Annotated in this window: 24 protein-coding genes; 22 read left to right on the top strand and 2 right to left on the bottom strand. The window is 40.5% G+C overall.

What is annotated here, in order from left to right; all coding sequences use genetic code 11:
• Positions 1-2 precede the first annotated feature (2 nt).
• Genes pabC through AC2IOM_RS10615 form a run of 7 tightly spaced genes read left to right on the top strand, consistent with a single transcriptional unit; the run spans position 3 to position 6,279 of the window.
• Complete coding sequence (gene pabC, locus AC2IOM_RS10585) at positions 3-794, top strand: aminodeoxychorismate lyase (RefSeq protein WP_486358319.1); 792 nt, start codon at positions 3-5, stop codon at positions 792-794.
• Entirely contained in the window at positions 791-1,777 is a 987-nt protein-coding gene (gene mltG / locus AC2IOM_RS10590) for an endolytic transglycosylase MltG (RefSeq protein WP_486358320.1), read from the top strand. Before pabC ends, mltG begins: the two co-directional genes overlap by 4 nt.
• Complete coding sequence (gene tmk, locus AC2IOM_RS10595) at positions 1,774-2,403, top strand: dTMP kinase (RefSeq protein ID WP_486358321.1); 630 nt, start codon at positions 1,774-1,776, stop codon at positions 2,401-2,403. The genes mltG and tmk overlap by 4 nt, the downstream gene beginning before the upstream one ends.
• Complete coding sequence (locus tag AC2IOM_RS10600) at positions 2,400-3,290, top strand: hypothetical protein (protein WP_486358322.1); 891 nt, start codon at positions 2,400-2,402, stop codon at positions 3,288-3,290. The genes tmk and AC2IOM_RS10600 overlap by 4 nt, the downstream gene beginning before the upstream one ends.
• 13 nt (positions 3,291-3,303) lie before the next feature.
• On the top strand, positions 3,304-3,630 hold the full coding sequence (locus tag AC2IOM_RS10605; protein WP_010559963.1) for a PilZ domain-containing protein: 327 nt from the start codon (positions 3,304-3,306) through the stop codon (positions 3,628-3,630).
• A 14-nt stretch (positions 3,631-3,644) separates the two neighbouring features.
• On the top strand, positions 3,645-4,418 hold the full coding sequence (locus AC2IOM_RS10610; RefSeq protein ID WP_486358323.1) for a TatD family hydrolase: 774 nt from the start codon (positions 3,645-3,647) through the stop codon (positions 4,416-4,418).
• Between the two features lie 43 nt (positions 4,419-4,461).
• Complete coding sequence (locus tag AC2IOM_RS10615; RefSeq protein ID WP_486359560.1) at positions 4,462-6,279, top strand: metallophosphoesterase family protein; 1,818 nt, start codon at positions 4,462-4,464, stop codon at positions 6,277-6,279.
• Between the two features lie 318 nt (positions 6,280-6,597).
• On the opposite strand, the gene rsmF is transcribed toward AC2IOM_RS10615, so the two are convergent.
• Positions 6,598-8,040 (bottom strand): 16S rRNA (cytosine(1407)-C(5))-methyltransferase RsmF, encoded by a 1,443-nt coding sequence (rsmF, locus tag AC2IOM_RS10620; RefSeq protein ID WP_486358324.1) that lies wholly within the window; start codon positions 8,038-8,040, stop codon positions 6,598-6,600.
• Positions 8,041-8,127: 87 nt separating this feature from the next.
• Between rsmF and AC2IOM_RS10625 the strand changes: the two genes are divergently transcribed.
• The 3 genes from AC2IOM_RS10625 to AC2IOM_RS10635 all read left to right on the top strand — a co-directional run bounded on the left by AC2IOM_RS10625 (position 8,128) and on the right by AC2IOM_RS10635 (position 10,675).
• A complete protein-coding gene (locus AC2IOM_RS10625) occupies positions 8,128-9,354 on the top strand; it encodes a nucleoside recognition domain-containing protein (RefSeq protein ID WP_486358325.1) in 1,227 nt (408 codons plus the stop codon).
• Positions 9,355-9,457: 103 nt separating this feature from the next.
• On the top strand, positions 9,458-10,051 hold the full coding sequence (locus AC2IOM_RS10630) for a Crp/Fnr family transcriptional regulator (RefSeq protein ID WP_486358326.1): 594 nt from the start codon (positions 9,458-9,460) through the stop codon (positions 10,049-10,051).
• 192 nt (positions 10,052-10,243) lie between these two features.
• Positions 10,244-10,675 (top strand): hydrogenase, encoded by a 432-nt coding sequence (locus AC2IOM_RS10635; RefSeq protein ID WP_486358327.1) that lies wholly within the window; start codon positions 10,244-10,246, stop codon positions 10,673-10,675.
• Between the two features lie 223 nt (positions 10,676-10,898).
• Here AC2IOM_RS10635 and AC2IOM_RS10640 read toward each other — a convergent pair whose 3' ends face one another.
• Entirely contained in the window at positions 10,899-11,867 is a 969-nt protein-coding gene (locus AC2IOM_RS10640) for an integron integrase (protein ID WP_486358328.1), read from the bottom strand.
• Between the two features lie 488 nt (positions 11,868-12,355).
• Between AC2IOM_RS10640 and AC2IOM_RS10645 the strand changes: the two genes are divergently transcribed.
• From AC2IOM_RS10645 to prpF, 12 genes are all read left to right on the top strand, one after another.
• Positions 12,356-13,066 carry a hypothetical protein gene (locus tag AC2IOM_RS10645; RefSeq protein WP_486358329.1) on the top strand — a complete coding sequence of 237 codons (711 nt, stop codon included), beginning with the start codon at positions 12,356-12,358 and terminating at the stop codon, positions 13,064-13,066.
• A gap of 114 nt (positions 13,067-13,180) precedes the next feature.
• Complete coding sequence (locus AC2IOM_RS10650) at positions 13,181-14,209, top strand: YaaC family protein (RefSeq protein ID WP_486358330.1); 1,029 nt, start codon at positions 13,181-13,183, stop codon at positions 14,207-14,209.
• 102 nt (positions 14,210-14,311) lie between these two features.
• Complete coding sequence (locus AC2IOM_RS10655) at positions 14,312-14,653, top strand: hypothetical protein (protein ID WP_486358331.1); 342 nt, start codon at positions 14,312-14,314, stop codon at positions 14,651-14,653.
• Between the two features lie 27 nt (positions 14,654-14,680).
• Positions 14,681-15,154, top strand: coding sequence for a PD-(D/E)XK nuclease domain-containing protein (locus tag AC2IOM_RS10660; RefSeq protein ID WP_486358332.1), 474 nt, complete (start codon positions 14,681-14,683; stop codon positions 15,152-15,154).
• Between the two features lie 78 nt (positions 15,155-15,232).
• A complete protein-coding gene (locus AC2IOM_RS10665) occupies positions 15,233-15,625 on the top strand; it encodes a hypothetical protein (protein WP_486358333.1) in 393 nt (130 codons plus the stop codon).
• A gap of 202 nt (positions 15,626-15,827) precedes the next feature.
• Entirely contained in the window at positions 15,828-16,292 is a 465-nt protein-coding gene (locus AC2IOM_RS10670; protein ID WP_010559975.1) for a hypothetical protein, read from the top strand.
• A gap of 225 nt (positions 16,293-16,517) precedes the next feature.
• Positions 16,518-17,906 (top strand): serine hydrolase domain-containing protein, encoded by a 1,389-nt coding sequence (locus tag AC2IOM_RS10675; protein WP_486358334.1) that lies wholly within the window; start codon positions 16,518-16,520, stop codon positions 17,904-17,906.
• A gap of 340 nt (positions 17,907-18,246) precedes the next feature.
• Positions 18,247-18,900, top strand: a complete 654-nt coding sequence (locus AC2IOM_RS10680) for a GntR family transcriptional regulator (protein ID WP_486358335.1) — start codon at positions 18,247-18,249, stop codon at positions 18,898-18,900.
• An 86-nt stretch (positions 18,901-18,986) separates the two neighbouring features.
• The gene (gene prpB, locus AC2IOM_RS10685) at positions 18,987-19,859 is read left to right on the top strand and encodes a methylisocitrate lyase (protein ID WP_421971864.1); all 873 of its coding nucleotides are present in this window, start codon (positions 18,987-18,989) and stop codon (positions 19,857-19,859) included.
• An 11-nt stretch (positions 19,860-19,870) separates the two neighbouring features.
• Positions 19,871-20,995 carry a bifunctional 2-methylcitrate synthase/citrate synthase gene (prpC, locus tag AC2IOM_RS10690; protein WP_486358336.1) on the top strand — a complete coding sequence of 375 codons (1,125 nt, stop codon included), beginning with the start codon at positions 19,871-19,873 and terminating at the stop codon, positions 20,993-20,995.
• Positions 20,996-21,331: 336 nt separating this feature from the next.
• On the top strand, positions 21,332-23,926 hold the full coding sequence (acnD, locus tag AC2IOM_RS10695; RefSeq protein WP_486358337.1) for a Fe/S-dependent 2-methylisocitrate dehydratase AcnD: 2,595 nt from the start codon (positions 21,332-21,334) through the stop codon (positions 23,924-23,926).
• An 18-nt stretch (positions 23,927-23,944) separates the two neighbouring features.
• A complete protein-coding gene (prpF, locus tag AC2IOM_RS10700; RefSeq protein WP_486358338.1) occupies positions 23,945-25,108 on the top strand; it encodes a 2-methylaconitate cis-trans isomerase PrpF in 1,164 nt (387 codons plus the stop codon).
• The last annotated feature ends 85 nt before the right edge of the window (positions 25,109-25,193 follow it).

A 25,193-nucleotide genomic window follows, 5' to 3' on the forward strand; every position in this document is an offset into this window, starting at 1 on the left:
GTATGGATATAACAATAATAAAAAATAGCCAAACTCAAACTGTCGCCTCTAACGACCGAGCATTGCAATATGGCGATGGCTTTTTCACTACCATTAAAGTAGAAAATGGCAAACCATGTTTGTTAGAACTGCATTTAGCACGGCTAGCGCGCTGTGTGGCGCGTTTGTATTTTGATAATGTTGATTTATCAGCTATTGAAAACCAAATAAATGCGCTTGCAAGCGGCCATTCTCTGGCCGTTATCAAAGTCATTGTCAGTCGTGGTCAAGGTGGTCGGGGCTATCAACTACCTACCGTGCAAGCGCCGCAGGTTTATATTTACACTGCTGATTTTCCAGAGAATTATTTAACGCTCAAACAACAGGGCATCGCCCTCGATACCTTATCAACGCAATTGGCAATTAACCCCTTACTCGCAGGATTAAAAACCCTTAACCGTTTGGAGCAGGTGTTAGCAAAGCAAGAATTACAACAAAAAGGTGTTAGCGAAGGGCTTTTACTTAACTGTAATCATGAAGTCATTGAAACTACAGTTGCTAATATTTTGCTCTTAAAAAATGGCCAGTTAATTACCCCAAAACTCGACAAATCGGGTGTGTTTGGTGTTTATTTAGCGCATTTAGCGAAGCATATCGATATTAAATTTGATACTGTGTCTTTAAGCGACTGCTACAGCGCAGATAATTTATTTTGTTGTAATAGCTTAATGGGGATCGTACCAATTACACGCCTTGACACACATTACTACAGCCTTGAAAACGCACTTCAATTTTTAAACGAGCAAGCATTATGATACGAGCGTTTGCGTTTTTATTTACGACCTTAATTGCAGCGGTTGCCTTTGTGGGTATTCAGCTTAAGCAGTTACAAGCGACACAAATTAGCATTTCTGAATCAACACTTTATCAAGTAAAGGCAGGTACGGGCGTTAACGCAATGTGCCGCACATTTAAAGCAAATGGTTGGATAAACGACTGCTTTTGGCTCAAGGTATACGCCAAAATAAACCCTCAGTTAGTGGAATTAAAACAAGGCATGTACTTAATTGATTCGCAGCCTTTTCTATCATTAATTTCAAAGATGAATAAAGGGCGCGATCATCAATTTGCGTTTACCATTGTTGAAGGCTCAACCTTTAAACAGGTGTTAGCCAGTTTTAAAGACGCACCGTATTTAGAACTGGTGTCAGAGCAATCGTTGCGAACTACACTAAGCATGTGGGGCATTAATCAAACTAATCCTGAAGGGTGGTTCTACCCAGATACATATCATTATTCTGCTGGCGATAGCCAGTTAGATATTTTAAACCGCGCCTATGAAAAAATGGCTAATACCTTAGATATCGCATGGCAAACTCGTGATACCTCAGTACCACTTAAATCAAAATACGATGCACTTATTCTGGCATCGATCATTGAGAAAGAATCAGGCCACAATGCAGAGCGTGATTTAATTGCCTCGGTATTTGTAAATCGTCTTCATAAAGGCATGCGCTTACAAACCGATCCGACCGTGATTTACGGGTTAGGAGATGAATATCAAGGTGATATCAAAAAAGAGCATTTAAAACGCTACACCGATTATAATACGTATCGTATAAATGGATTGCCGCCAACACCCATTGCCATGCCATCAGAGCAGGCTATTTACGCGACTTTAAATCCACGATACTCTGATTTTTATTATTTTGTTGCATCAGGAGATGGTAAACACCATTTCTCTAAAACATTAGCTGAGCATAATGCAGCAGTTAGGAAATATATTTTAAAAAAATGAACGGTAAATTTGTTGTTATTGAAGGCCTAGAAGGGGCTGGTAAATCGTCTGCAATTGCAGTGTGTCAGCGCGTATTAAATGACGCGCAGGTTAAATTTGTTAATACCCGAGAGCCCGGTGGGACACCGCTTGCTGAATCGCTGCGCAGTTTAGTGAAAGCAACGCACGACGAAAAAGTAAGTGATGCAACTGAATTACTGTTAATGTACGCAGCACGCTCGCAATTGGTTGAAAATGTTATCAATCCTGCGCTTAATCGCGGCGACTGGGTATTAGGCGACAGACATGATTTATCATCGCAAGCATACCAAGGTGGTGGCCGTGAAATCGATAAACACAAACTTGAAGCCTTAGCTGATATTGTTTTGGGCGAGCTTAAGCCAGATTTAACCTTATACCTTGATATCGACCCAAAGATTGGATTAGCGCGCGCTGCGAATCGTGGTGAGTTAGACCGTATTGAACTTGAACAATTAAGCTTTTTTGAACGTACTCGCGAAGTGTATTTAAACGCCGCAAAAAACGATAGTTCAATTGTTACCATTGATGCCAGCTTACCAATGGAAACTGTTCACAAGCACATTGAAAAAGCACTTAAGCAGTTTATTGACGGAGCGAATGCGTGATCCCAAGCTGGCTTCAACATAATTACCAACAGCTTCAGCAATTAGGCGCTACGGGGCAGCTGCACCACGGCCTATTGCTACTTGGAAAAGAGGGCGTTGGTAGTTTCGATTTAGCATATCAGCTGACGTTAGATTTATTGTGTATGTCTAACGGCACTCAGGCATGTGGAGTTTGTAAAGCATGTACCTTAAATAAAAGCCAAACAAACCCAGATTTTATGTTGGTCAGTGCTGAAAAAGATAGCATTAGCGTTGAACAAGTGCGTGCGATCAGCGACTTTTTTGTCAGTACAGCAAGCTTCCAAGGTAATAAAGTGGTTATCGTAAAAGATGCCCATGCTTTAACCTTATCAGCAAGTAATGCACTGTTAAAAACTTTAGAAGAGCCCAACGCTAATCGCTACTTGGTACTGTTAAGTGATCCCAATACGCCACTACCAGCAACAATTTTAAGCCGGTGCTTCAAAATTACGTTAACGGTAGACGCCAATCACGCAAAACAGTTTATTAGTGATTTAGGCATTGATGCCACACAACCTTGGGTTAATGCGTTTTTACATAGGCCGTTATGTTTAAAGCAATGGCAAGAAGACGGGCAACTAAGTGCTGTTGAATCTTTGTATCAGTTATCTCAGCAGCAAACGCTACAATCATGTCATAAGCAATTGCTTGAACTTTTTAACCAAAACACTGATTATATAGATATATTTGCGCAATTTTGCGCACAAAAATTGCAAACTGAGCTACTCAGTAATACGCTTGATGTAAAACGCTATCAAGAAAAAAATCAAGCATTGCTCAGTTTTGCGCATAAGTTTAAAGAAGTTAAAGGACTTAATTTATCGTTGCAGTTAAACCAACTGTTAAAACAATTAAGTTATTTATAAATAGGACATTATTTTGCAAGAATTACTAGTCGATTTTGAAGATACACGTGAATTGTACAAGAGCTACATGCCTTATTTAAAAACAGGTGGCTTATTTGTACGCACCAATATGCAATTTGAAATGTCTCAACCATTAGCATTGCGCATTAGCTTGCCAGATGCACTTGAAGAAGATGTTATTACCGGTGAAGTAGTGTGGATCACACCACAAGGTAGCCAAAACTCAAACCCACCGGGTGTTGGTGTGAGCTTTATTGACGATAAGAGCCAAGTGCGCGATAAAATCGAAAAAATGCTAGGCGGTATGTTAAACTCTAGCGATCCCACTTATACCATGTAGTTTATGGATTTTTTGTGATTGTAGATTCTCACTGTCATTTAGACAGACTTAATTTTGATGAGCTTGGTCTTTCTCTTGACCAAGTATTAGAAAACGCCCGCGCTAAAAGCGTAGAGCACTTTTTATGTGTCTCGGTAACCTTAGATCAATTTCCAAGTATGTTGGAAAAGGTTAAAGCGTATCCCGATGTATCAGTTAGTTGTGGTGTGCACCCGCTAGACCAAAACGATGTACTTGATAAAGCACGTTTAGTTGAGCTTGCAACGCACGATAAAGTAGTGGCGATTGGTGAAACAGGTCTTGATTACTACTACAGTAAAGACACTCACCAAGTACAACAAGATTCATTTGCAGGGCATATTGATGTTGCCAATGAATTAAACAAGCCGTTAATCATTCATACCCGCGATGCAAAGCAAGATACCCTTGATATTATGCGCGCCCACAACGCACAAAACTGTGGTGGCGTATTGCATTGCTTTACTGAAGATTGGGAAATGGCAAAACAAGCGCTAGATTTAGGTTTTTATATTTCTATTTCGGGCATTGTAACCTTTAGAAATGCCGCAGCGCTTCGCGAAGTAGTAGAAAAAATTCCGCTTGACCGTCTGTTAATTGAAACGGACTCGCCTTATTTAGCGCCAGTACCGCATCGTGGTAAAACTAATCAACCTGCATATGTTGAAGATGTTGCGTACTTTATTGCGGATCTTAAAAAGTTATCGTTTAAAGAGCTTGCAAAGGCAACTACAGATAACTTTTACGACCTCTTTAAACTAGCCAAGTAAACAGGATAACTGCGTGACACTGCCTATTCTGTTAACAGGACCTATGATCCGGCGAGCAGAACCGAGACAGGTCACGTTATTTATTGTTAGTTCCCAGCAAGCGCCGTTTAAAGTGAATGCACAGGCGCTTGGTGACTTTGAACAAACTCAACAAATTTTGGCACTTGGCGAACACTGTTTTTGCCACTTTTACTTTCTAAATAGCACATCGACTACAGGGTTTGTAGTTGATACGCTAATTTCATATCAATTAGAGCACAACAATGCGCCCGTTGACTTGTCGGCGTTTTATCTTGATGGCCAATCATCGTGCAGCTTTGTTATTGCTAAACAGCTTAGTAGCATTTTGCATGGCTCGTGTCGTAATCCACATCATGAATCAAAAGATGCGCTTATAACCGCAAGCCATTTCTTGGCAAGTAAACGCAAAAATAATGAGCCAGAACCAAGTTTACTGGTGATGTCGGGCGATCAGATATACGCCGATGATGTTGCGGGTCCTATGTTATTAGCGATTGAACAGTTAATCCACCAGCTAAAGCTGTTAAAAGAGCCTAGTCTGATTGAAGAACTTCAGGCTGATGCTAAACATACGCTTTATACGCGTGATACCGTTTTACCGATAACGAAATGGCATGAGCGCTCTAAACTCGAGTTTGGCTATTGGCTGCGCCAAGATTTAGAGCACTTTACCAGTTTAAAATCGCATAACCACTTGGTACATCTTGAAGAGTTTTTTGCGCTTTATTTATTAACAACGAGTGCAGCGTGTTGGCAGTTGGTTGGGTTAGATGATTTAACATTCGAATCGAATAATCAAAAACACAGCAGTACATTTTTACAAGAAAAACAAAACTTAATCGACTTTGTTGATGGTTTACCGGAAGTTGAAAAGCTATTTGCTAATATTTCTCATATCACCATGTTTGACGATCACGATGTCACCGATGATTGGAATTTAACAGCGGGGTGGGAGCAGGCAGTTTATTCAAATCCGATAAGCAAACGCATTATTGCTAACGGCCTGATAAGTTACTTAGTATTTCAAGGTGTGGGTAACGATGGCGGCGAATATACCAAAGCGCTGTTAAATGCATTAGATGAGCAAATAACCACCCAGTATCGTCATTTAAAGCAATTTGATAATCAAATATTGGCATTTGATAGATGGCATTACACCCTTGATACTCACCCTAAAATTATTGCGCTCGATACCCGGACACACCGCTGGCGTAATGAAACCGATTTTAACGAACCGTCAGGTTTATTAGATTGGGAACAATTGGTCGAGCTTGACGATAATATGACAGGACTTGAGGAGGTTATTTTAATCTCACCAGCGCCGGTGTTTGGTGTTAAATCAATTGAAGCGATTCAAGCGATTTTTAACTTTTGTGGTCAGCCATTATTAGTTGATGTGGAAAACTGGATGGCCCATGAAGGGGCGGCGCGAAAATTAATGCAAATATTCAAACGCGCAGACACGCCAATTGAAACGCTTATTTTGTCAGGTGATGTGCATTATTCGTTTTGTTTTTCGGTGCAAAGCCGTTTTTCAAATCGTGATAACCGTATTTGGCAATTGACTGCCAGCGGCATTAAAAATGAATTTCCCAAATCTTTGCTCAGCAAATTAAACACCTTAGATAGCATTTTGTACCATCCAAGTAGCCCGCTTAATTTCTTTACCAAACGTTGGCAAATGAAGGTGCATAAACACCGCCATAAACAATCAACAAAGCATTTAGTGAGTGATTCGGCAATTAGTTTAGTGTGTTTAGACAACGAACGGCTGACCCACTACCAGCTATTACATGGTGATGGAAACATTACAGAATTTGATCTAAAAGAGAAAAGTTAAATTAAGCCCCGATTTTAACCTTCAATACAGCTCAAAAGTTGCAAAATACGGGGCTTAAGCCAAGTTTGTTGCGCTTTTACAAACGCCCAATAAAAATCGCCCAGGACCAATCCACATTGTCCTGGGCTTAGGGGAATGGCTCATTTAATGAGCCGTGCGCTAACTTACAAACTTGATCATTTCATAGGGAGAAGTGAAAAAGTATTAATAATTGTAGTTAAATTAATCAAAAAAAGGAAATTTTTGCTCAAAAAATAAACTTATAAAAAACAATTGGTTATAAATTGTTTAAGAAATTGTTAACAAGTTTTCATTGAGTTATTCCCAAGTTATCAACCGACTATCCCGAACTAACTCACGTGGTAAGCCATTTTTGATTTTGTTCTTTTGCCATTTGCCTAAGCCAACGCAAGTATCGTTTAACAAAAGTAATACCTCGTCTTTCGCGCTAGTAACTTGTGCTAATTTAATATCTTTTCCTTGAAAGTAGTCACAAGCCTCTGAAACTGACAGTTTATGGGTGTTTTTAAGGCCTTTAGCGCCAAAGCAAGTTGCAAATTCATGATGTAATCGAATGCCATTTTTATGCACCTTACCAAGCAAAATTCCAATGCGACTGTATTTAATTTTGTCTATTACCGAGTCTATATTGCTAGGGAACAACCAAAGCTCTTGCTCGCGTTGCCAAAGCTCGCCTGCAAGCGGTTTCATACCAAATTGCTTTTTGATTATTTGGTTAAATTGCTCGGTTGTTTTTTTATCGGCAGCAGTAAATGGAAAAGCGCCTTTTTTAACTTTAGGCTCAGGCTGAGGTACATGGGACTTTTTAACAAACTTGGCAACAAAAAAACCTTCGGTATCGTAAATTTGCGGCCAAATATGTAAATAACCTTCTTCGGTTGCCGAGTCTTTCGCACTTTCAAATAGGTGAGTTAGCGGCACTACCTCAATATGGTCGGCAAATGTGGTGAGTAAATATTGGCATACCGCTTGGTTTTCAAGTGGCGTTAAGGTGCAGGTGGAATACACCAAAGTACCACCGGTTTTTAACGCATAAAATGCACTTTCAATTAGGCGCTTTTGTACATCAGCAATTTCAATATTAGATTCAATAGACCAATTTTTTAATGCATTCTCGTCTTTACGGATAGTGCCTTCGCCTGAGCATGGTGCATCAAGCAGAATATGGTCAAAGCTCTGTTCCATATATTGACCAAAAATACTGGCGTCAAAATGCGAAAGGGCGCAGTTGCTAATACCTAAACGCTGCATATTGGCACTTAACGACTTAATACGCGAACTCGAATACTCATTGGCAACCAATACACCTTCGCTTGAAAGGGCCTCAGCAATTTGAGTTGATTTACTACCGGGAGCTGCTGCCATATCAAGTACACAACAGCTATTACTTAAGTCGTTACCATCTAATAGGGCGGTAACAGGCATCATGGAGCTTGCTTCTTGCACGTAAATGCAACCAGATAAGTGAATATCGGTATTACCCAGTGAAAGTGATTGTTGGTTTTCAGGGCGTTCTAGCCAAAAGCCATTTTCACACCATGGCACTTGCGTTATTTGCCAGTCGTTTTGTTGCGCGTACTGTTTAAAACTGTCAACTGACATTTTTTTGGTATTTACGCGAACGGCCGTTCTAAGTGGCTTCTTACATGAGGCGAGGTAATCATCTATTGAGAGGTGATTTGGAATATAGCTTTCAACATCATCAATAAACGTTTGTGGAATATAAATATTAGAATGCACTTTTTATCTGCCATGTAAGGGTAATTGCGACAATAATACAGGAAATGTGGCACACTAAGCAGCATTCAAAATAATAATAATCTGATTATGCTTAATAAAATTTGGCTCTCATTTTTCATTATCGCGTTTGTGTCTGCATTAGCTACTTGGATGGGTGGTGACGGCTTAGTATTTGAAAGGTTGGTACAAGCTGTATTTAGTATGGCCAAAGTATCCGTTGAAATTGCTATAGGCTTAATTGGCGCGCTGTGCTTTTGGTTAGGGGTAATGAAAATTGCCGAGCGCGGCGGCATGGTAGATGTGCTTGCCAAAGGCTTATCGCCACTATTTACCCGCTTAATGCCCGGCGTGCCAAAAGGCCACCCAGCGTTTGGCTCAATTACTATGAATTTAAGCGCTAATTTACTTGGTCTTGATAATGCAGCAACGCCAATGGGCATTAAAGCCATGCATGACTTGCAATCACTTAACAAAACGCCCGATACCGCAACCAATGCGCAAATTCTCTTTTTAGTATTAAACACCAGCTCAGTGACGCTATTTCCGATTGCGGTATTTGTTTATCGCGCGCAGCAAGGCGCTGCCAGCCCAACAGATGTATTTATTCCAATCCTATTAGCAACCTTTGCTTCAACCTTTGTTGGTTTGCTTGTTACCTGTGCTATTCAACGAATTAAACTGTTTAATACTGTTGTGCTGCTATACCTCGGTGGGTTAGTAGCGGTTGTAATGGCACTTATTTTGTATTTTATGAACCTCACCACAGAACTGATGCAAACGCACTCCGCGATTTTCAGTAACTTTTTAATATTCGCGTTTATTATTGTGTGTTTATGTTGGGCAAGTATTAAAAAAATAGATGTATACGACAGCTTTATTACTGGTGCTAAACAAGGGTTCGAGCTGTCTATTTCTCTCATCCCATATTTATTGGCTATGTTGTGTGCCATTGGCGTGTTTAGAGCGAGCGGGGCGCTTGATTATGTATTGGATTGGCTACGTACTGTAGTGATTACGCTTGGCGGTGATACACAATTTGTAGATGCCATGCCCACCGCTTTTATGAAGCCACTTTCAGGCTCTGGCGCGCGGGCAATGATGTTAGAAACCATGAATACTCATGGTGCAGACTCATTCGCAGGGCGTTTAGCATCCACCATTCAAGGTTCAACCGAAACTACTTTTTATGTTTTAGCTGTGTATTTCGGCGCGGTAGGCATTAAATATACTCGTCATGCAGTGGGCTGTGGCTTAGCTGCAGATTTTGCCGGTATTCTAACTGCCATTGGCGTGTGCTATTGGTTTTTTGGTTAGATAGCTATCGTTAGGGAAGTCGAAATTGTTCGTTAAGTTCCATAACACACAAATTTAGTAAAATAACTTGGCTTGGCATTATAAAACCGATTACTGTAGCCCTATGAAATATTTTAGAAAAATGATTGAACATTATATTCCTGTCGATGATGCTGAGTGGGCACATGCGTGTGCAATGTTTGATGTAAAACATGTTAAAAAAGGCACAAGGGTACATTGCGCAGGTGAAGTTTTCGGTGAAATCTGGTTTATAAAAAGTGGGTTAGCGAGGTCTTACCTTACTGATGTAAATGGCAAAGATCATACGTGGCAGCTCTATTTTCGAGGCAAGAGCAAACATGGCTTAAATCACTTTATGGATGACAGTGTCAGTTTTTATGAAAAAACAGGTTCAATGCTTAACTTTGAGGTTCTTGAAGATTCGGTTTTTTATGTAACGTCTCTTGAAACCCTTGATAAGTTTATTGCGCAACAAAAAAAGTGGGAGACATTAGCGAGAATCTGGCTACATAACACATATTATTCATCAACATATAAGCGAGTACTATCACTTATGTCAGAAACCGCTGCTGAAAGGTACACTCGCTTACTAGACGAATACCCGTTAATATTAAAACAAGTTAAATCCTATCATATTGCCTCATATCTAGGCGTTGCTCCCCAAACATTAAGCAAGTTAAAAAATGAATCTAGGTGAATGAATTACAGTATTTTGTTGTTTAACATTCCATTTTTATTAATGGACTTAAGCAATGAAGACACAAAAACAATTTAATCTCCATATACAAACAAAAAATTGGCAGTTGTTGTTACGCAAATTTGATCTTGTTTTTTCTCTCTTAAGCCTCCCGGACGACGCAGTTCGCGCTGTTAATACATGGAGGTCTTTATGATTGAACTTACTAAAATCGGGGGGCACCTAATATTTATTGGAATTGTGTTTTTTCTTATTGGTTTAATACAAGGTGCGGTAATACCTAGAGCAAAAAACTCCCGAATGGCGCTTTCAGGTCATTTAACAGCTGTTCAGTGCGGCATGGCTCTGGCAATCTTTGGCGTGATTTGGTCGCTGGTAGAGTTGCCGTTATTTATAGAGGTGGTGGTGGCTTATGGTTCTGCCCTTGGGTTTATACTTATTTGGCTTGGAATAACGATAGCCTCCGTTACAGGTGCAAGTAAAGCGCTTCCAATCGCTGGAGTAGGCTTTTCAGCAACCATTACTTTTGAATTGGTGGTTAAGATTATGGTACGTACAGGCTCATTACTATCATTAATCGCCTCTACAATATTAGCTTTTGCATTAATGCCACTAATTTACTAACTGAAATATATACATGTAAAAACCATCAACCTTTTAGCTTGTTATAAAGATTACGCATAACAATATGTTTAGGAATGGCGGATTCTGACGCCAGGCAGTGATGTTAGAAACTATGAATACTCGTCATGCACTGGGTTGTGGTTTAGCTGCAGATTTTGCTGTTTTTTCACAGCCATTGGCGTGTGCTAATGGTTTTTTGGTTAGTTGCCAAAAAGCAAAATGTTTACAAATGCGACAAGGGACTAATCACACCGTTCGCTCCTTGTTGCAAAACATGCGTATAAATTTGTGTGGTGCGCACATCACTGTGCCCCAATTGTGCTTGAACAGTACGAATATCTGCACCACTTTGCAGTAGGTGAGTCGCGAAGGAGTGCCGTAATGTGTGTGGTGTTACAAGCTTTATAAAGCCAGATTGTTTAGCAGCTTGTTTTATTGCTTTACGAATACAACTTACATCAAAATGATGACGCCTTATTTCGCCTGTTTCTGGGTCAGCACTTAACTTATAAGAAGGAAACAAAAACTGCCACGCGAGTGACTTATTGGCTGTAGGGTATTTTTTAGCAAGGGCAGTTTGCATCCATACCCCTGCAAATAGTTTGTTGTTTAAATCGCGTTTTAAATACTCATTGACTTGAATTATCTGATTCCTTAATAAAGGAATAAGCTCTCTAGCAAGAGTGACTATGCGGTGCTTGTTTCCTTTACCGTTCCAAATACGCACACAGAGATAATCAAAATCAATGTCCTGAATTCTCAAGTTAACCACTTCTCTACTTCTTAAGCCACTGCCATACATTAAACTCGCAACTAAATAATTCCGCTTAGTTAAATTTGAAAGTAACAAGCGAACTTCTTCACGACTTAAAATGGTCGGAAGCTTTTGTAGGCGATTACTCTTAATAAAATTTAATTTTATCGAAAGCGACTGTTTAATAATGTGCCGATACATAAAGACAATAGCATTTAGAGCAAGTGCTTGTGTATTTGCTGCAAGATTTCGCTGTACTGTTAAGTAGTTTAAAAACGTTTCAACTTCGGTATCTCCCATTGAAGCTGGATGACGTTTATTGTGAAAATTAATATAGGCAGCTATCCAATGAATATATGATTCGATTGTTTGTTTTGCATATCTTTTAGAATGCATTTCCTCAATGACTAAATTTAAAAATGGAGAACGTGTTTTCATAAGAACTGACTTTTATTTTACTGTAATTATATACAGCATTGCAGTTTTCCTCCTTAATCAAATCAACAGGCAATTTGCCCCTTTTTACCAATTAACTATGAAGAGTTATTCAGCTAAGTTAATGACTAGTAAATGTTTATAACAAATGTTATAAATTGGCTTGAAGATAAACAGGCGATGTTGCGGTAGAAAGAGAGGCAACTTGCTTCTTATTAAACTGTTATGTGTTTCTGAGGTATTGAGTGTCGAAAAAGTTAGAAGTAATATCAAAATCTGACTTGGAAAAGATGCACACAGGCACTTTGATGAGTCGAAGAAATGCATTGTTAAAATGCGAAGAGTCGTTTGAGATGTCAGATCAATATCAAGCGGACAAAATTCAGTTGGCTGATTTCGCTCCGCTTCATATTATAGCCAACCAAATTTTGCCTTTTAACTGAGGCGTTAGCTAGTTTACATATCAACTTATATCTCAAGGAACTTTAATATTGAGTACAAAATTTAAACATGAGAAGTCAGTTGAAAATATATTCAAAGACAACTTTGAAGAAGCTGCTCGTGAAAAAGGTTATATATACACATCCGCCTCATTAGATGGGCAGGATAGATTGGTCGGAGCTGACTATCTATTCACGAATCACGCTTCATTTTCAATAGTAGAATTCAAGTACAGAGAAGGTGACTTACTGTCAGAAGTTAAGAAGGAAAAGAGGCTTCAACTATGCAAGGCCTTGCACGAGAACACTAAAATACGTCCCTTGCATAATAAATGTCATTTTGCTGCATGGAGCGAAAACAAAGAAGAAATAACGATCGAAGCTAATATTTACTACAACGAAGTGTGTAATAGGAAGTTTTGGGGTAATAGCTTCAGCCATATTGAATCGCCAACTATAAACACTCGCCAAAGTGAAAATGACTTCATAGACTCCTTCCTCGCAGGGAAAGAAGGAGCGAGCTTCAGGGTCTTTAATGAGTATATGCAATGGTTGCTGAATTTAGGCGATGAAACCAATACCAATGGATATCTAGAGCTGTTAGTTTCTAACCCGTTTAACCGAAGAGCCGCAGGAGTGCCATTTACTAGCGTAGAAAAGATGCAAAAATGGGTTGCTGAAAACGCGAAAAAATTAGCGCAAGAAAATACTCGCCGAAGAGGAAGAAGTGGCCCAGGCGGTTCGGGTGGTCGGTTTAGCTAACAAAGCCAGCCAGAGGGATCAAAAAACCGCCGCTTCGCTCTGGTTTTTCGGCCCCTGCTGGCAGCGTTATGCGCCGAAAGCGTTGCACAGCAGTTGTTTTATTGAGACGTATTCATGGTAGAAGTTGAAGAAAAATATGGATTTCCTTTGTTTGCTAGACAGTCATCTGTAGTAAATTTGGGGAAAAATGAGAAGCTGGTAATTTCTGATATCTGGTCTTTTTGGGACTATGTCATCAAAAAAGCATCATCGGATAGAAAGGGAGAAGAATTTCTCAGATCTTTGCTTGAGCAAGCAAAACACTTCTATCAAAGTGCGGAAGGAAGCCCAGCAAAAAGTCAGCCGTTACTCTATTACTACTCGTTTCTAAACCTTTCTAAAATCATGATCAACATTCGAGGCACATTTGGGCCTTCGAAAATGTATATGCATGGAATGAAAGAAGATCATAAACACAAGTTCATAAACTCCGAGATAGTTAAGCAAAAGCAGAAGCAGCAAATAGTGCAGGTAGCACATGAGTTGGTTTCACTTTTTGACCCAGGAATAACCACTGGTGATTTGACTCTTAACACTAAAAACATCCTAAACCATTGTGTCGGCGTTCACCGCGCATATAGTGAGATCTACAATCAGCCAGAAATCTTCGTTCGAATAAAAAAATATACTCTCTATAAGCATGGCAAGACGCTTATTTTTAAAGCTATTCTCCAATGCAGTTCTTCACAATCAACGGAGCTACTTGCTAGAGGATATAATATATCTACAGATGAAGATGGAAATTCCGTATATACGGAGTCAATAACAATGACTAGCTATCAGCCAAAAAGGGCTGATTATGCGGCTTTATCAACACAGATAAAAAGCAAGGGAATCTGGTATTTCATAGGAAACAGTGGCTATACGATGTACCTATCAACCTGTCCGGATAATAGATATAGCCAAGAGTCGATAATTTACATGATGATGTTTTATTTGGGGTCTATCACTCGTTACCATCCATATATGTTCGACAAGATCTTCTCTGATAAAGAGCAGTGGTTAATGAGTGAATTTTTAGGCACTCAACCGAAGCAATTTTTATATTTGGCGACCGCAAACGTACTTGGACAGAGCGTTTTGAAAGCCTATGCCAGTTTCTAAGCGCATAACAAGTCAATCAACTTCGCGGCTACGGCGCCGGACGCAGCAAAGCTGCGCCGGTTATTGAGGCGTTATGCATGCAGTTGAAATAGAGATATACATATGGAACTAGCTATAAAAAACTTATTAGATGATATCGGGGAACAGATATCAGATGGTTGGAAAAGTGTTAATAAGCTTCAGAGTCTTAGTTGGTATTTGACTAGTGAAAGAGACTACTATGATGAAGAACATGACATGGAGAACTTATCTTTTGAGTCTCAGATAGAAAGACTGCATATTTCAATGTGCGCTCTATTAGAGGCACTTCAAATGAAATCATTACTAGAACAATACAACAGTGATTTTCAAAAATTTCAGGGAAAACTTACCGACCTTGATATGCTACCCTATATTGGGGAATTTCATAGTCAGCCGCTCGGATTATTCTGGAAATATCATTAAACGATTTCTTCATTAATTGATCATGATGTGACTGGAGAAAAGGAGTTGGCGCTAAGATCTAAGCTGGAAGGTATTTTTATAAACACTCCAAAAATAGTAAAAGATCGCGGTGTTGAACCTAGTAACGAAGCAGAAGTGAGAAAATGTGTATATGACGTTCTGATTCACGTTTTTCCTGACACGGTTCGAGAAATCCCCATCTCTCAAGAAACAAAGACATATAAGCCCGATCTAGGAGTAAAGTCACTTAAGACAGCAGCAGAGTATAAATTTGCTGACAGTGAAGAAGAAGTAAAGAAGGCTGTAGGAGGTCTTTACGAAGATATGCGTGGATATAGTGGTAGCGAAGACTGGAAGTACTTTTACGCAGTTATCTACATGACCGATGCATTTTTTACTGTCGAGCAAATTATGTCGGAGTTTAATCATACAAATGCAGATGAAAACTGGAAACCGATACTCGTTTATGGAAAAGGCAGCAGAAAAAAGAGAAATGCATAACAAGTTGCTGCACTCGGAAAAATTACTCGCTGCGCTCCAAATTTGCCCGTGCTGCGGGCGTTGGTACAAGGAGTCCCTGTGAGTATTAAACATATCTTTTTAATTTTTGTAGCCTTTACGTGCTCAGCCTGTACAACGTCAGGGCAACTTTATTATGTTGATACTAAGGGTAATAAAAAACTTGGTTGTGATGTTGAGTTTATTGGAATGCCAAGTGTAGATAAATTTGCGGTTGAGTATGCTTTAAGCCTTTGTGCCAAAAGTATTGTAAAAAAAGGTGGCGTTGTTCAAGAACAAGATATCTATCTTCTAAAGGTTGATACCGCTATTCCTGCGGCACCTTGTGGTAAAGCTTGGAATCATGATTTAGCTAAGCAACAGTTTCAATCTAAAGAATTATCTAAAAAAGAGTATGGTTATATTATTGCCAATATTGATTTAGAGTTAGCAGAAATCAACAAGTGTACATAACAAGCCAATTAGATTGATATCCTTATCGCACGCTTGAATTCATTAACCACAATATTTTCACATCTTTTTTTAACTTCAACTCTCACATTTACTACGTCTATAGATTACTTTTAATAACAAAGCGTCATAGCTAACCTGTTGTTTAATAATACGCGATATGTTGAGATGTATTGGTATTTATATCAATGTTGCTGGAGAGTTTATGAGTAATGACCTGTTTCAAAAAGTCCGTTTTGTAATTGCTAAAATCTTTGTGTTTATATTTTTAGGCATGGCGTTAGCCTTGTTATACTCACTTGGAAAATCGACATTAAGCGGCATTTTGGCAGGTGAAGACGTTACCCAAATCTTCTTAAACGGCATTAATACAGGCATTATTGCGTTGGCAGTGTTTGAGCTAGCCTTAGTGATCCATAAAGAATACTCGGTGGCCGAAGAAAGTAACAATGCCATTGAGAGTTTGCGTGGCACAATTCCGCGTTTTATTGGTACTGTGAGTATCGCGCTTTCGTTAGAGGGGCTGATTATGGTTATTAAATACAGCCAACTTGAACTAGCAGGTAACTTGTATTATCCCGTAGCCATTATTATAAGCACCGCGTTTTTACTAGCATCTTTAGGTGTGTTTTTATATTTAACGCGGGATACAACAAATAACAAAACGTAGAAATTTGTGATAGCCCAAACATTTAAATAGTTGGGCTATTTTTTTGCAATAAGCTTATTACTTAGCGATAGAAAGCCAGCGAATTTTGCCTTCAAATTTTGAGCCTAAAGGGTAACACGCACTAATAACCCATTAATATTTTTAAACAATTTTGATTTGCTGAGTGTAATTAAGCAGTAGATACTAAACACCATCTAACGCTATGCAAAAACAGGGAACTTAATTGTGTTCACAGCAAAAATCGCGTCTGCGACCATTGGGCTTGTTTTATCTTTTAGCCTTTGTGCTAAAGAGCAGCCCACAACACAAACAACAAAAAGCGCTATCGAAAGCGTGGTTAATAGTTACTTTTCACATGGTGCATTTGAAGGTGTGTTACTGGTTTCTCAATCGGGCGAAAAAATATTTGAGCGGGCGTATGGCTTTGCCAATTATGACAATCGTACACCACTTAGCGTAAACAGTTCGTTTCAAATTGCATCGCTTAGTAAACCCATTACAGCCACGTTAGTGCTTAAACTTAAAGAGCAAGGTAAACTAAAGCTTGAAAGTACATTAGCCGACTACTTTACTGAATTTGATAATGATATTGGCCGACAAATCACATTACATCATTTATTGAATCATACATCGGGTATACCTAATCACTTTACGCTCAATAACTGGTTTAATCGTGACTTTCACAAAGTAACCACTGAGCAGGCATTTGTTGATGTTATAGCAAATATGCCGTTAAGCGCTGAGCCTGGTGAAGAGCACAATTATTCAAACCCTGCGTATTTTCTGTTAGGTAAAATCATTGAAAAAGTCACAGGGCAATCATTTGCACAGAGTCTAAAAACCAACATTTTAGCACCACTTAATATGACGCATTCTGGTGTTGCCCCTGGTAATACACAAAGTGATCGCGTGATTAAAGCGCACCAATGGCAAGATGCTGGTGGCTATAAACGTGAATCAGACAACAACTACAAATTATTTGGTGCAGGTGCCGCCATTTATAGTAGCGCCGATGATTTATATCGATTTGATTTAGCGCTTTATGGCACAGAACTCATTAATGAACAAAGCAAGCGCCAATTGTTTAACCCTGATTTACCTTACAGTTGGCGAGTAGGCAAATTGCCAATTACAGAGTCACGTAATGTGAATGTCCATATGTATGATGGCAAAATAAAAGGCTACAGCAGCATGGTGCTGCGTCTTATAGATGATAAACACAGCGTTATTCTACTTAGCAATAATGGTATGAGTTATCAGTTGAAACGCCAACTAGTAGGGGATATTGCCAAGGTGCTTTATGGCGAGAAGGCACCTAACCGTGAAAATGATGTTGCGCTTGCATTAACACAAGCGATTACCACTGGCACCTTTGAAAAGGTATTAACCGATATTAAAGCCAACAAATACACATTAGATGAAGGCATGATGACATCGTTTGCCTATGAATTACTTTGGTCAAACCTAGCGAGTAAATCGTTACAGTTATTTGCTGTGATCGGTAACCAATTTAAGCAATCTGAAGATGCGAAACATCATTTTGCAAAGGCGTGTAATCACAGATTAGTTAAGAACTTAGAAGAACGAAACGCTATTTGCGGTGCAACACTTTAAAGGCCTTTATTAGTTTAATGGCAGTATGTGAACAAATTTAAGTGTAGGTGGCGTGTTTAGCGATGGCCTACATTTTTTCGGCGTTGAACGTGAATTATAAGGGCTTTTGAATCAAGCGGTTTAATGAAGTGATTTACTGCACAACGTCTAGTTAATGGTCGTTATACGTTAATAGCGGAACGCTTACAGAAGTGTTTTTTGTTCTCTATTGTCGACAATTTATACCGCTTTAGTCTAATTTAATAAAATTCATTGCTAAAATTGTCGACAATCTGTTGATCTCTTCGTAAATCACTCCTATATTACCCCTAGTTATTGTCGACAATAGTTAGGTTTTAAATTGGAAAATGAAGTAAAAACAGCGTCAGATAAAGTTTTTGTCGACATTCGCCAAGCCATTGTGGAAGGTGAAATAGCGCAAGGCTCAAAAATCTCTGAGCCAGAACTCTCCAAAAAGCATCAAGTTAGTCGCGCAACCTTGCGTGAGGCGCTTAATCGGCTAGAAAGCTGTCATTTAATCGAGCGCAAAGCCAATGTGGGCTGCCGTGTAATTTCGCTTACCCCTGAAAAGTTAGATGAAATTTATCAAGTACGTAGCGCCCTTGAGGGCTTAGCGTGCCGTTTAGCAGCAAGCAATATGACAGACGATGAAATCAATCAGGTAAAAGCGTTACTTGATGAGCATTTGTCGACACAACGGGTGCGCCAAGGGGAGTCTTACTACCAAGAAGAAGGTGACTTAGATTTTCACTACCGCATTATTAAAGGCAGTAAAAACAGCCATTTAATTAATCTATTATGCAACGAATTATACCAATTAGTGCGAATGTACCGAGTGCAAATGGGCATGAATGGCCCACGTGTTAGCAAAGCATTTGATGAGCACTTGGCTATTATTAATGCCATTGCAGCGCGCGATGGCGAACTAGCCGAATTATTAATGAAAAGACATATCGCGGCGTCAGGCAGCAATATTGAACGTAAGTTTCAGTAATGTGTGATGCCAATAAAAGTGTAAACAAATTTAGTTAGTGTAACGCTAGCGTACAAATATAAAAATACCGTTCAAAGGAGACATACATGTCAGCAGGTTTGAAGTTTCGCCAAGCATTAGCAGAGAACCAACCACTTCAAGTGGTCGGCACTATCAATGCCTATACTGCAATGATGGCAGAGAAGGTAGGGCATAAAGCCATTTACTTATCGGGCGCAGGGGTTGCCAATGCAAGTTACGGTTTACCTGATTTGGGCATGACCAGCTTAGATAATGTGCTTGAAGATATTCGCCGTATTACCAGTGCATCTGATTTACCACTACTAGTAGATGCAGATACAGGCTGGGGCGGCGCATTTAATATTGCTCGTACCGTAAAAGAAATGACAAAAGCAGGTGCAGCGGGTTTTCATATTGAAGATCAAGTCGCGCAAAAGCGTTGTGGCCACCGTCCAAACAAAGAAATCGTAAGTCAGCAAGAAATGGTTGACCGCATTAAAGCGGCGGTTGATGCAAAAACGGATGAGCATTTTTATATTATGGCGCGTACTGATGCGTTTCAAAAAGAAGGATTAAATGCCGCAATCGACCGCGCAGCTGCATGTATTGAAGCAGGTGCCGATGCAATCTTTGCAGAAGCCGTGCACGACCTTGCCGACTATAAAGCATTTAGCGATGCGCTTAATGTACCAATTCTTGCCAATATTACTGAATTTGGCCAAACACCAATTTATTCAAAAACCCAATTAGAAGAAGTGGGTGTAGGTATGGTGCTTTACCCGCTAAGTGCGTTTAGAGCTATGAATAAAGCGGCGCTTAATGTGTACAACACTATTTTAAGTGAAGGCTCGCAAGCAAGCGCAATTGATTCAATGCAAACTCGCGCCGAGTTGTATGACTTTTTAGATTACCACTCGTTTGAAAACACACTTGATAAACTTTTTCAGAATAATAAATAAGGGGCAGGAAAATGGTAGATAAAGCATTAGGCGGAGCAGGATTACGTGGTCAAGTTGCTGGTGAAACAGCGTTATGTACAGTAGGTAAATCAGGCAGTGGTTTAACGTATTGTGGTTATGATATTTCAGAACTTGCAGATAAAGTTGAATTTGAAGAAGTATCGTACCTTTTAAGCCGTGGCGAATTACCAAATCAATCACAACTTGATGAGTACAAGGCAAAACTAAAATCACTACGTGGTTTACCTGCGGCACTTAAAACCGTTCTAGAATCGATTCCTAAAACAGCGCACCCAATGGATGTAATGCGTACCGGTTGTTCTATGCTCGGCAACCTTGAAATGGAAACCAACTTTAACGATGTGAATGATCATATCGACCGTATGGTTGCGGTATTCCCAAGTATTATTTGTTATTGGTACCGTTTCTCGCACGACGGTGTACGTGTAGATGTTGAAACTAATGACGATTCAATTGGCGCGCACTTCTTACATTTATTACACGACAAAGCACCAAGCGAGCTATTTGCTAAGGTGATGAATGTATCGCTAATTTTATATGCAGAGCATGAATTTAACGCATCTACCTTCACAGCGCGCGTGTGTGCATCAACACTGTCTGATGTACATTCATGTGTAACCGGTGCAATTGGCTCACTGCGTGGCCCACTGCACGGTGGTGCAAACGAAGCGGCAATGGATATGATTGAGAACTTCACAAGTGCTGATCAAGCCGAAGAAGCACTGATGGGTATGCTTGAGCGTAAAGAAAAAATCATGGGCTTTGGTCACGCAATTTACCGCGAGTCTGACCCGCGTAATGTGATCATTAAAAAGTGGTCTGAATTACTTGCAAAAGAAGTAGGCGATGACGTGCTTTACCCAGTGTCTGTGCGCTGTGAAGAAGTAATGTGGCGTGAGAAAAAGCTATTTTGTAATGCTGATTTCTTCCATGCATCGGCTTATCACTTTATGGGTATTCCAACAGCGTTATTTACGCCAATTTTTGTAATGAGCCGTGTAACAGGCTGGACAGCACACGTGAAAGAGCAACGTGCTAATAACCGTATTATTCGTCCAAGTGCAGATTACACAGGCCCAGAAGCACGCGAAGTACCACCTATTTCAGCGCGTTAATTTCTAGGGTCTGTTGAACTTTTAAGTTCGTTTTTGCAGCAGTTTGATTGGGTTTTATACAAGACAGAGGCTGCGTGGCATAGTTATTCTATGTGAGCCAGCCGATAACACAGTAGAAAACTCGATCAAGCGCTGCCGAACGGTTCTTTTGAGCGCACTTTTCTCATTGTTGCTCGATATTCGCTTAGATTGCTAGGCCACACATCGAGCGCCGCGATAAAAGCACGCTCAAAGAGAACAAAAACAGAACAGTAAAGCTCAACAGACCCTATGTAATTCGCATTATATCAAGGCATGCCTAGCATGCCTTTACTCCGAGTTTGTTGTGGAGCCCATATGAATACCCAATACCGTCAAAAGCTAGGCAATACCGGCCTAGATTATTTTAATGTTGAAGCTGCGGTGAATGCCATTTCACCGGGTAGCTATCAACAATTACCTTATACCTCAAAAGTGCTTGCTGAGAACCTCGTTCGCCGCTGCGAGCCTTCAATGCTATCTGATTCGTTAAAACAATTGATTGAACGCAAGCGTGACCTTGATTTTCCGTGGTTTCCAGCACGTGTTGTTTGTCACGATATTTTAGGCCAAACCGCACTGGTTGATTTAGCAGGCCTTCGTGATGCAATCGCAGAGCAAGGCGGCGACCCATCACTAGTTAACCCTGTTGTACCAACACAGCTGATTGTTGACCACTCTCTAGCGGTAGAGCACGGTGGTTACGATAAAGACGCATTTGAAAAAAATCGTGCGATTGAAGATCGTCGTAATGAAGACCGCTTTCATTTTATTAATTGGACTAAAACGGCATTTAAAAATATTGATGTTATCCCACCAGGTAACGGTATTTTGCACCAAATTAACCTTGAGAAAATGTCGCCAGTAGTTCAAGCGCGTGATGGTGTTGCCTTCCCAGATACGCTAGTAGGCACAGACAGCCATACACCCCATGTAGATGCATTAGGCGTTATCGCCATTGGTGTGGGTGGCCTTGAAGCGGAAAGCGTAATGTTAGGCCGAGCTTCGTATATGCGTTTACCTGACATTGTCGGTGTTGAAATTGTAGGTGAGCGTAAGCCTGGCATTACAGCAACCGATATTGTGTTAGCAATTACCGAGTTTTTACGTAACGAAAAAGTGGTGTCTACTTATCTTGAATTCTTCGGCGAAGGTACGCAGCACTTAAATTTAGGTGATCGTGCAACCATTTCAAATATGACGCCAGAATACGGCGCAACTGCGGCCATGTTCTACATTGATGAAAAGACCATTGATTACTTAAAGCTAACAGGCCGTGAAGACAGTCAAATTAAGCTAGTAGAAGAATACGCAAAAACCACAGGCCTTTGGGCCTCTGAAATGACTGAGGCGAAATACGAGCGCGTATTAACCTTTGATTTAAGTGCCGTTGGCCGTAATATCGCAGGGCCTTCAAACCCGCATCGCCGTGTCGCAACGAGTGAACTTAAAAACACCGACTTACTGGGTGATTACTCGCATACAGATACACAAATGCCAGATGGTGCGGTAATTGTGGCGGCTATCACTAGCTGTACCAATACATCAAACCCACGCAACATGATTGCCGCAGGTTTAATTGCACGTAATGCAAATAAACTCGGTTTAACTCGTAAGCCTTGGGTTAAATCTTCGCTTGCGCCGGGTTCTAAAGTGGTTAAAAGCTACTTGGAAGAAGCAAACTTATTACCAGAGCTTGAAAGCTTAGGTTTTGGTGTGGTGGGTTTTGCCTGTACATCGTGTAATGGTATGAGTGGCGCACTAGACCCAGTTATTCAACAAGAAATTATTGAGCGCGATTTATATACTACAGCAGTACTTTCGGGTAACCGCAACTTTGACGGCCGTATTCACCCACATGCTAATCAAGCGTTTTTAGCGTCGCCACCACTGGTTATTGCCTATGCAATTGCAGGGAGTATTCGTTTTGATATTGAAAACGATGTACTGGGTGTGTCAGCTGAGGGTAAAGAAATTCGCTTAAATGATATTTGGCCAAGCGATGAAGAAATTGATGCGGTAATTGCAAAAAGCGTTAAGCCAGAGCAATTTAATGCGGTTTATACGCCAATGTTCGATTTAACCGTGGATTACGGCGAAGACAATAACCCACTGTATGATTGGCGTGAAATGAGTACCTATATTCGCCGTCCGCCATATTGGGAAGGCGCACTTGCAAAACCTCGTACTATGACAGGCATGCGTCCGCTTGCTGTACTTGGCGATAACATTACGACGGATCATTTATCACCGTCTAATGCTATTCAAGCAAGCAGTGCCGCAGGGGAATACCTTGCCAAAATGGGGTTACCAGAAGAAGACTTTAACTCGTATGCAACGCACCGAGGCGATCACTTAACAGCGCAGCGAGCTACTTTTGCCAACCCTAAACTGTTTAATGAAATGGTGATTGAGAACGGTGAAGTAAAACAAGGATCACTTGCGCGTATTGAGCCAGAAGGCAAAGTAACGCGTATGTGGGAAGCAATTGAAACCTATATGGAACGTAAACAACCGCTAATTATTATTGCCGGTGCTGATTACGGCCAAGGTTCATCTCGTGACTGGGCGGCAAAAGGTGTGCGCTTAGCAGGGGTTGAAGCCATTGTGGCAGAGGGCTTTGAGCGTATTCACCGTACTAACTTAATTGGTATGGGTGTTATGCCACTTGAATTTAAAACTGGCACAACGCGTAAAACGCTTTCAATTGATGGTACAGAAACCTTTGATGTAAAAGGGGAACCTGCGCCAGGGTGTGATTTAACGCTGATTATCAATCGCGCAAATGGTGAAGTAGTAGAGGTGCAGGTAACCTGTCGTTTAGATACAGCGGAAGAAGTCTCTATATACAGTGCCGGTGGTGTTTTACAGCGCTTTGCACAAGACTTTTTAGCGGAGACAGCAGCGAGTTAATCGCTGCTATATCTCACTATGACAACAAAATATAAAGTTCCAGCAACTTATATGCGTGGCGGCACCAGTAAAGGGGTGTTTTTTAAGCTCAGTGATTTACCGCTTGAAGCACAAGCGCCTGGCGAATTTCGCGATAAGTTACTAATGCGTGTGATTGGCAGCCCAGATCCTTACGAGAAGCAAATCGATGGTATGGGCGGTGCAACGTCCAGCACCAGTAAAACAGTGATTGTCGCTAAAAGCGATAAAGCGGACCACGATGTTGATTACTTATTTGGCCAAGTTGCAATCGATAAACCAAGTGTTGATTGGAGTGGGAACTGCGGTAACTTAACGGCAGCTGTTGGCGCATTTGCCATTAACAATGGCTTAGTGGATGCGTCACGTATTCCTCAAAATGGCGATGTTGAAGTACGTATTTGGCAAAAAAACATCGAAAAAACGCTGGTGGTGCAAGTACCCGTCAAAGACGGCGAAGTTAATGAATTTGGTGACTTCAAACTTGATGGTGTCGCATTTGCAAGCAGCGAAATTAAAGTGCAATTCCTTGCGCCATCCCCAGTGGGCGAAAACATGTTCCCAACAGGGAATTTGGTCGATACGTTAACGGTTGAGGGATTAGGGGATATTCCAGCTACTATGATTAATGCGGGTATTCCCACTATTTTTGTTAATAGTCATGATATTAATTACAGTGGTGTGGAGCTGCAAGAAGACATCAATGATGATAGTGACAAGCTGGCCTTTTTTGAGAAGCTAAGAATCGCAGGGGCGCTTAAAATGGGGCTAATTAGCGATGCGAGTGAAGCGAAAACGCGCCAGCACACGCCAAAAATTGCGTTTGTTTCACCTTCGCAAGACTACATCAGCTCAAGCGGTGATATGGTTAAAAGTGCAAACATTGATTTAAATGTGCGAGCGCTTTCTATGGGTAAACTGCATCATGCGATGATGGGTACAGCAGCAGTTGCGATTGCCTGCGCTGCTGTGACAAAAGGCACATTAGTAAATTTAGCTGCTGGTGGCGGTGATATTGCTGATGTGAACTTTGGTCATCCATCAGGCACCATGAAAGTCGGCGCCAAAACAGTTGAAACTGACACTGGCTGGCAAGCAGAATTTGCCAGTATGAGCCGAAGTGCAAGAGTCATAATGGAAGGTGTGTTACACGTACCTTTGTGAATACGCTGTAAATCATTAATTTTAAAGGGAGCTGTGGCTTCCTTTTTTCGTTCTATAAGCGGGTGTTTTGTCTTAAAGTCGTGTA

This window comes from Pseudoalteromonas sp. NS-SX12, assembly GCF_057367955.1.

Excerpts from the sequence above, each read along its gene's own strand:
- AC2IOM_RS10670 (WP_010559975.1), top strand. The coding sequence starts at position 15,828 with ATGAGTAATGACCTGTTTCAAAAAGTCCGTTTTGTAATTGCTAAAATC.
- AC2IOM_RS10650 (WP_486358330.1), top strand. The coding sequence starts at position 13,181 with ATGGTAGAAGTTGAAGAAAAATATGGATTTCCTTTGTTTGCTAGACAG.
- AC2IOM_RS10630 (WP_486358326.1), top strand. The coding sequence starts at position 9,458 with ATGAAATATTTTAGAAAAATGATTGAACATTATATTCCTGTCGATGAT.
- prpF (WP_486358338.1), top strand. The coding sequence starts at position 23,945 with ATGACAACAAAATATAAAGTTCCAGCAACTTATATGCGTGGCGGCACC.
- AC2IOM_RS10625 (WP_486358325.1), top strand. The coding sequence starts at position 8,128 with ATGCTTAATAAAATTTGGCTCTCATTTTTCATTATCGCGTTTGTGTCT.
- AC2IOM_RS10635 (WP_486358327.1), top strand. The coding sequence starts at position 10,244 with ATGATTGAACTTACTAAAATCGGGGGGCACCTAATATTTATTGGAATT.
- prpC (WP_486358336.1), top strand. The coding sequence starts at position 19,871 with ATGGTAGATAAAGCATTAGGCGGAGCAGGATTACGTGGTCAAGTTGCT.
- AC2IOM_RS10640 (WP_486358328.1), bottom strand. The coding sequence starts at position 11,867 with ATGAAAACACGTTCTCCATTTTTAAATTTAGTCATTGAGGAAATGCAT.
- AC2IOM_RS10655 (WP_486358331.1), top strand. The coding sequence starts at position 14,312 with ATGGAACTAGCTATAAAAAACTTATTAGATGATATCGGGGAACAGATA.
- acnD (WP_486358337.1), top strand. The coding sequence starts at position 21,332 with ATGAATACCCAATACCGTCAAAAGCTAGGCAATACCGGCCTAGATTAT.
- mltG (WP_486358320.1), top strand. The coding sequence starts at position 791 with ATGATACGAGCGTTTGCGTTTTTATTTACGACCTTAATTGCAGCGGTT.
- pabC (WP_486358319.1), top strand. The coding sequence starts at position 3 with ATGGATATAACAATAATAAAAAATAGCCAAACTCAAACTGTCGCCTCT.
- prpB (WP_421971864.1), top strand. The coding sequence starts at position 18,987 with ATGTCAGCAGGTTTGAAGTTTCGCCAAGCATTAGCAGAGAACCAACCA.
- tmk (WP_486358321.1), top strand. The coding sequence starts at position 1,774 with ATGAACGGTAAATTTGTTGTTATTGAAGGCCTAGAAGGGGCTGGTAAA.
- AC2IOM_RS10615 (WP_486359560.1), top strand. The coding sequence starts at position 4,462 with ATGATCCGGCGAGCAGAACCGAGACAGGTCACGTTATTTATTGTTAGT.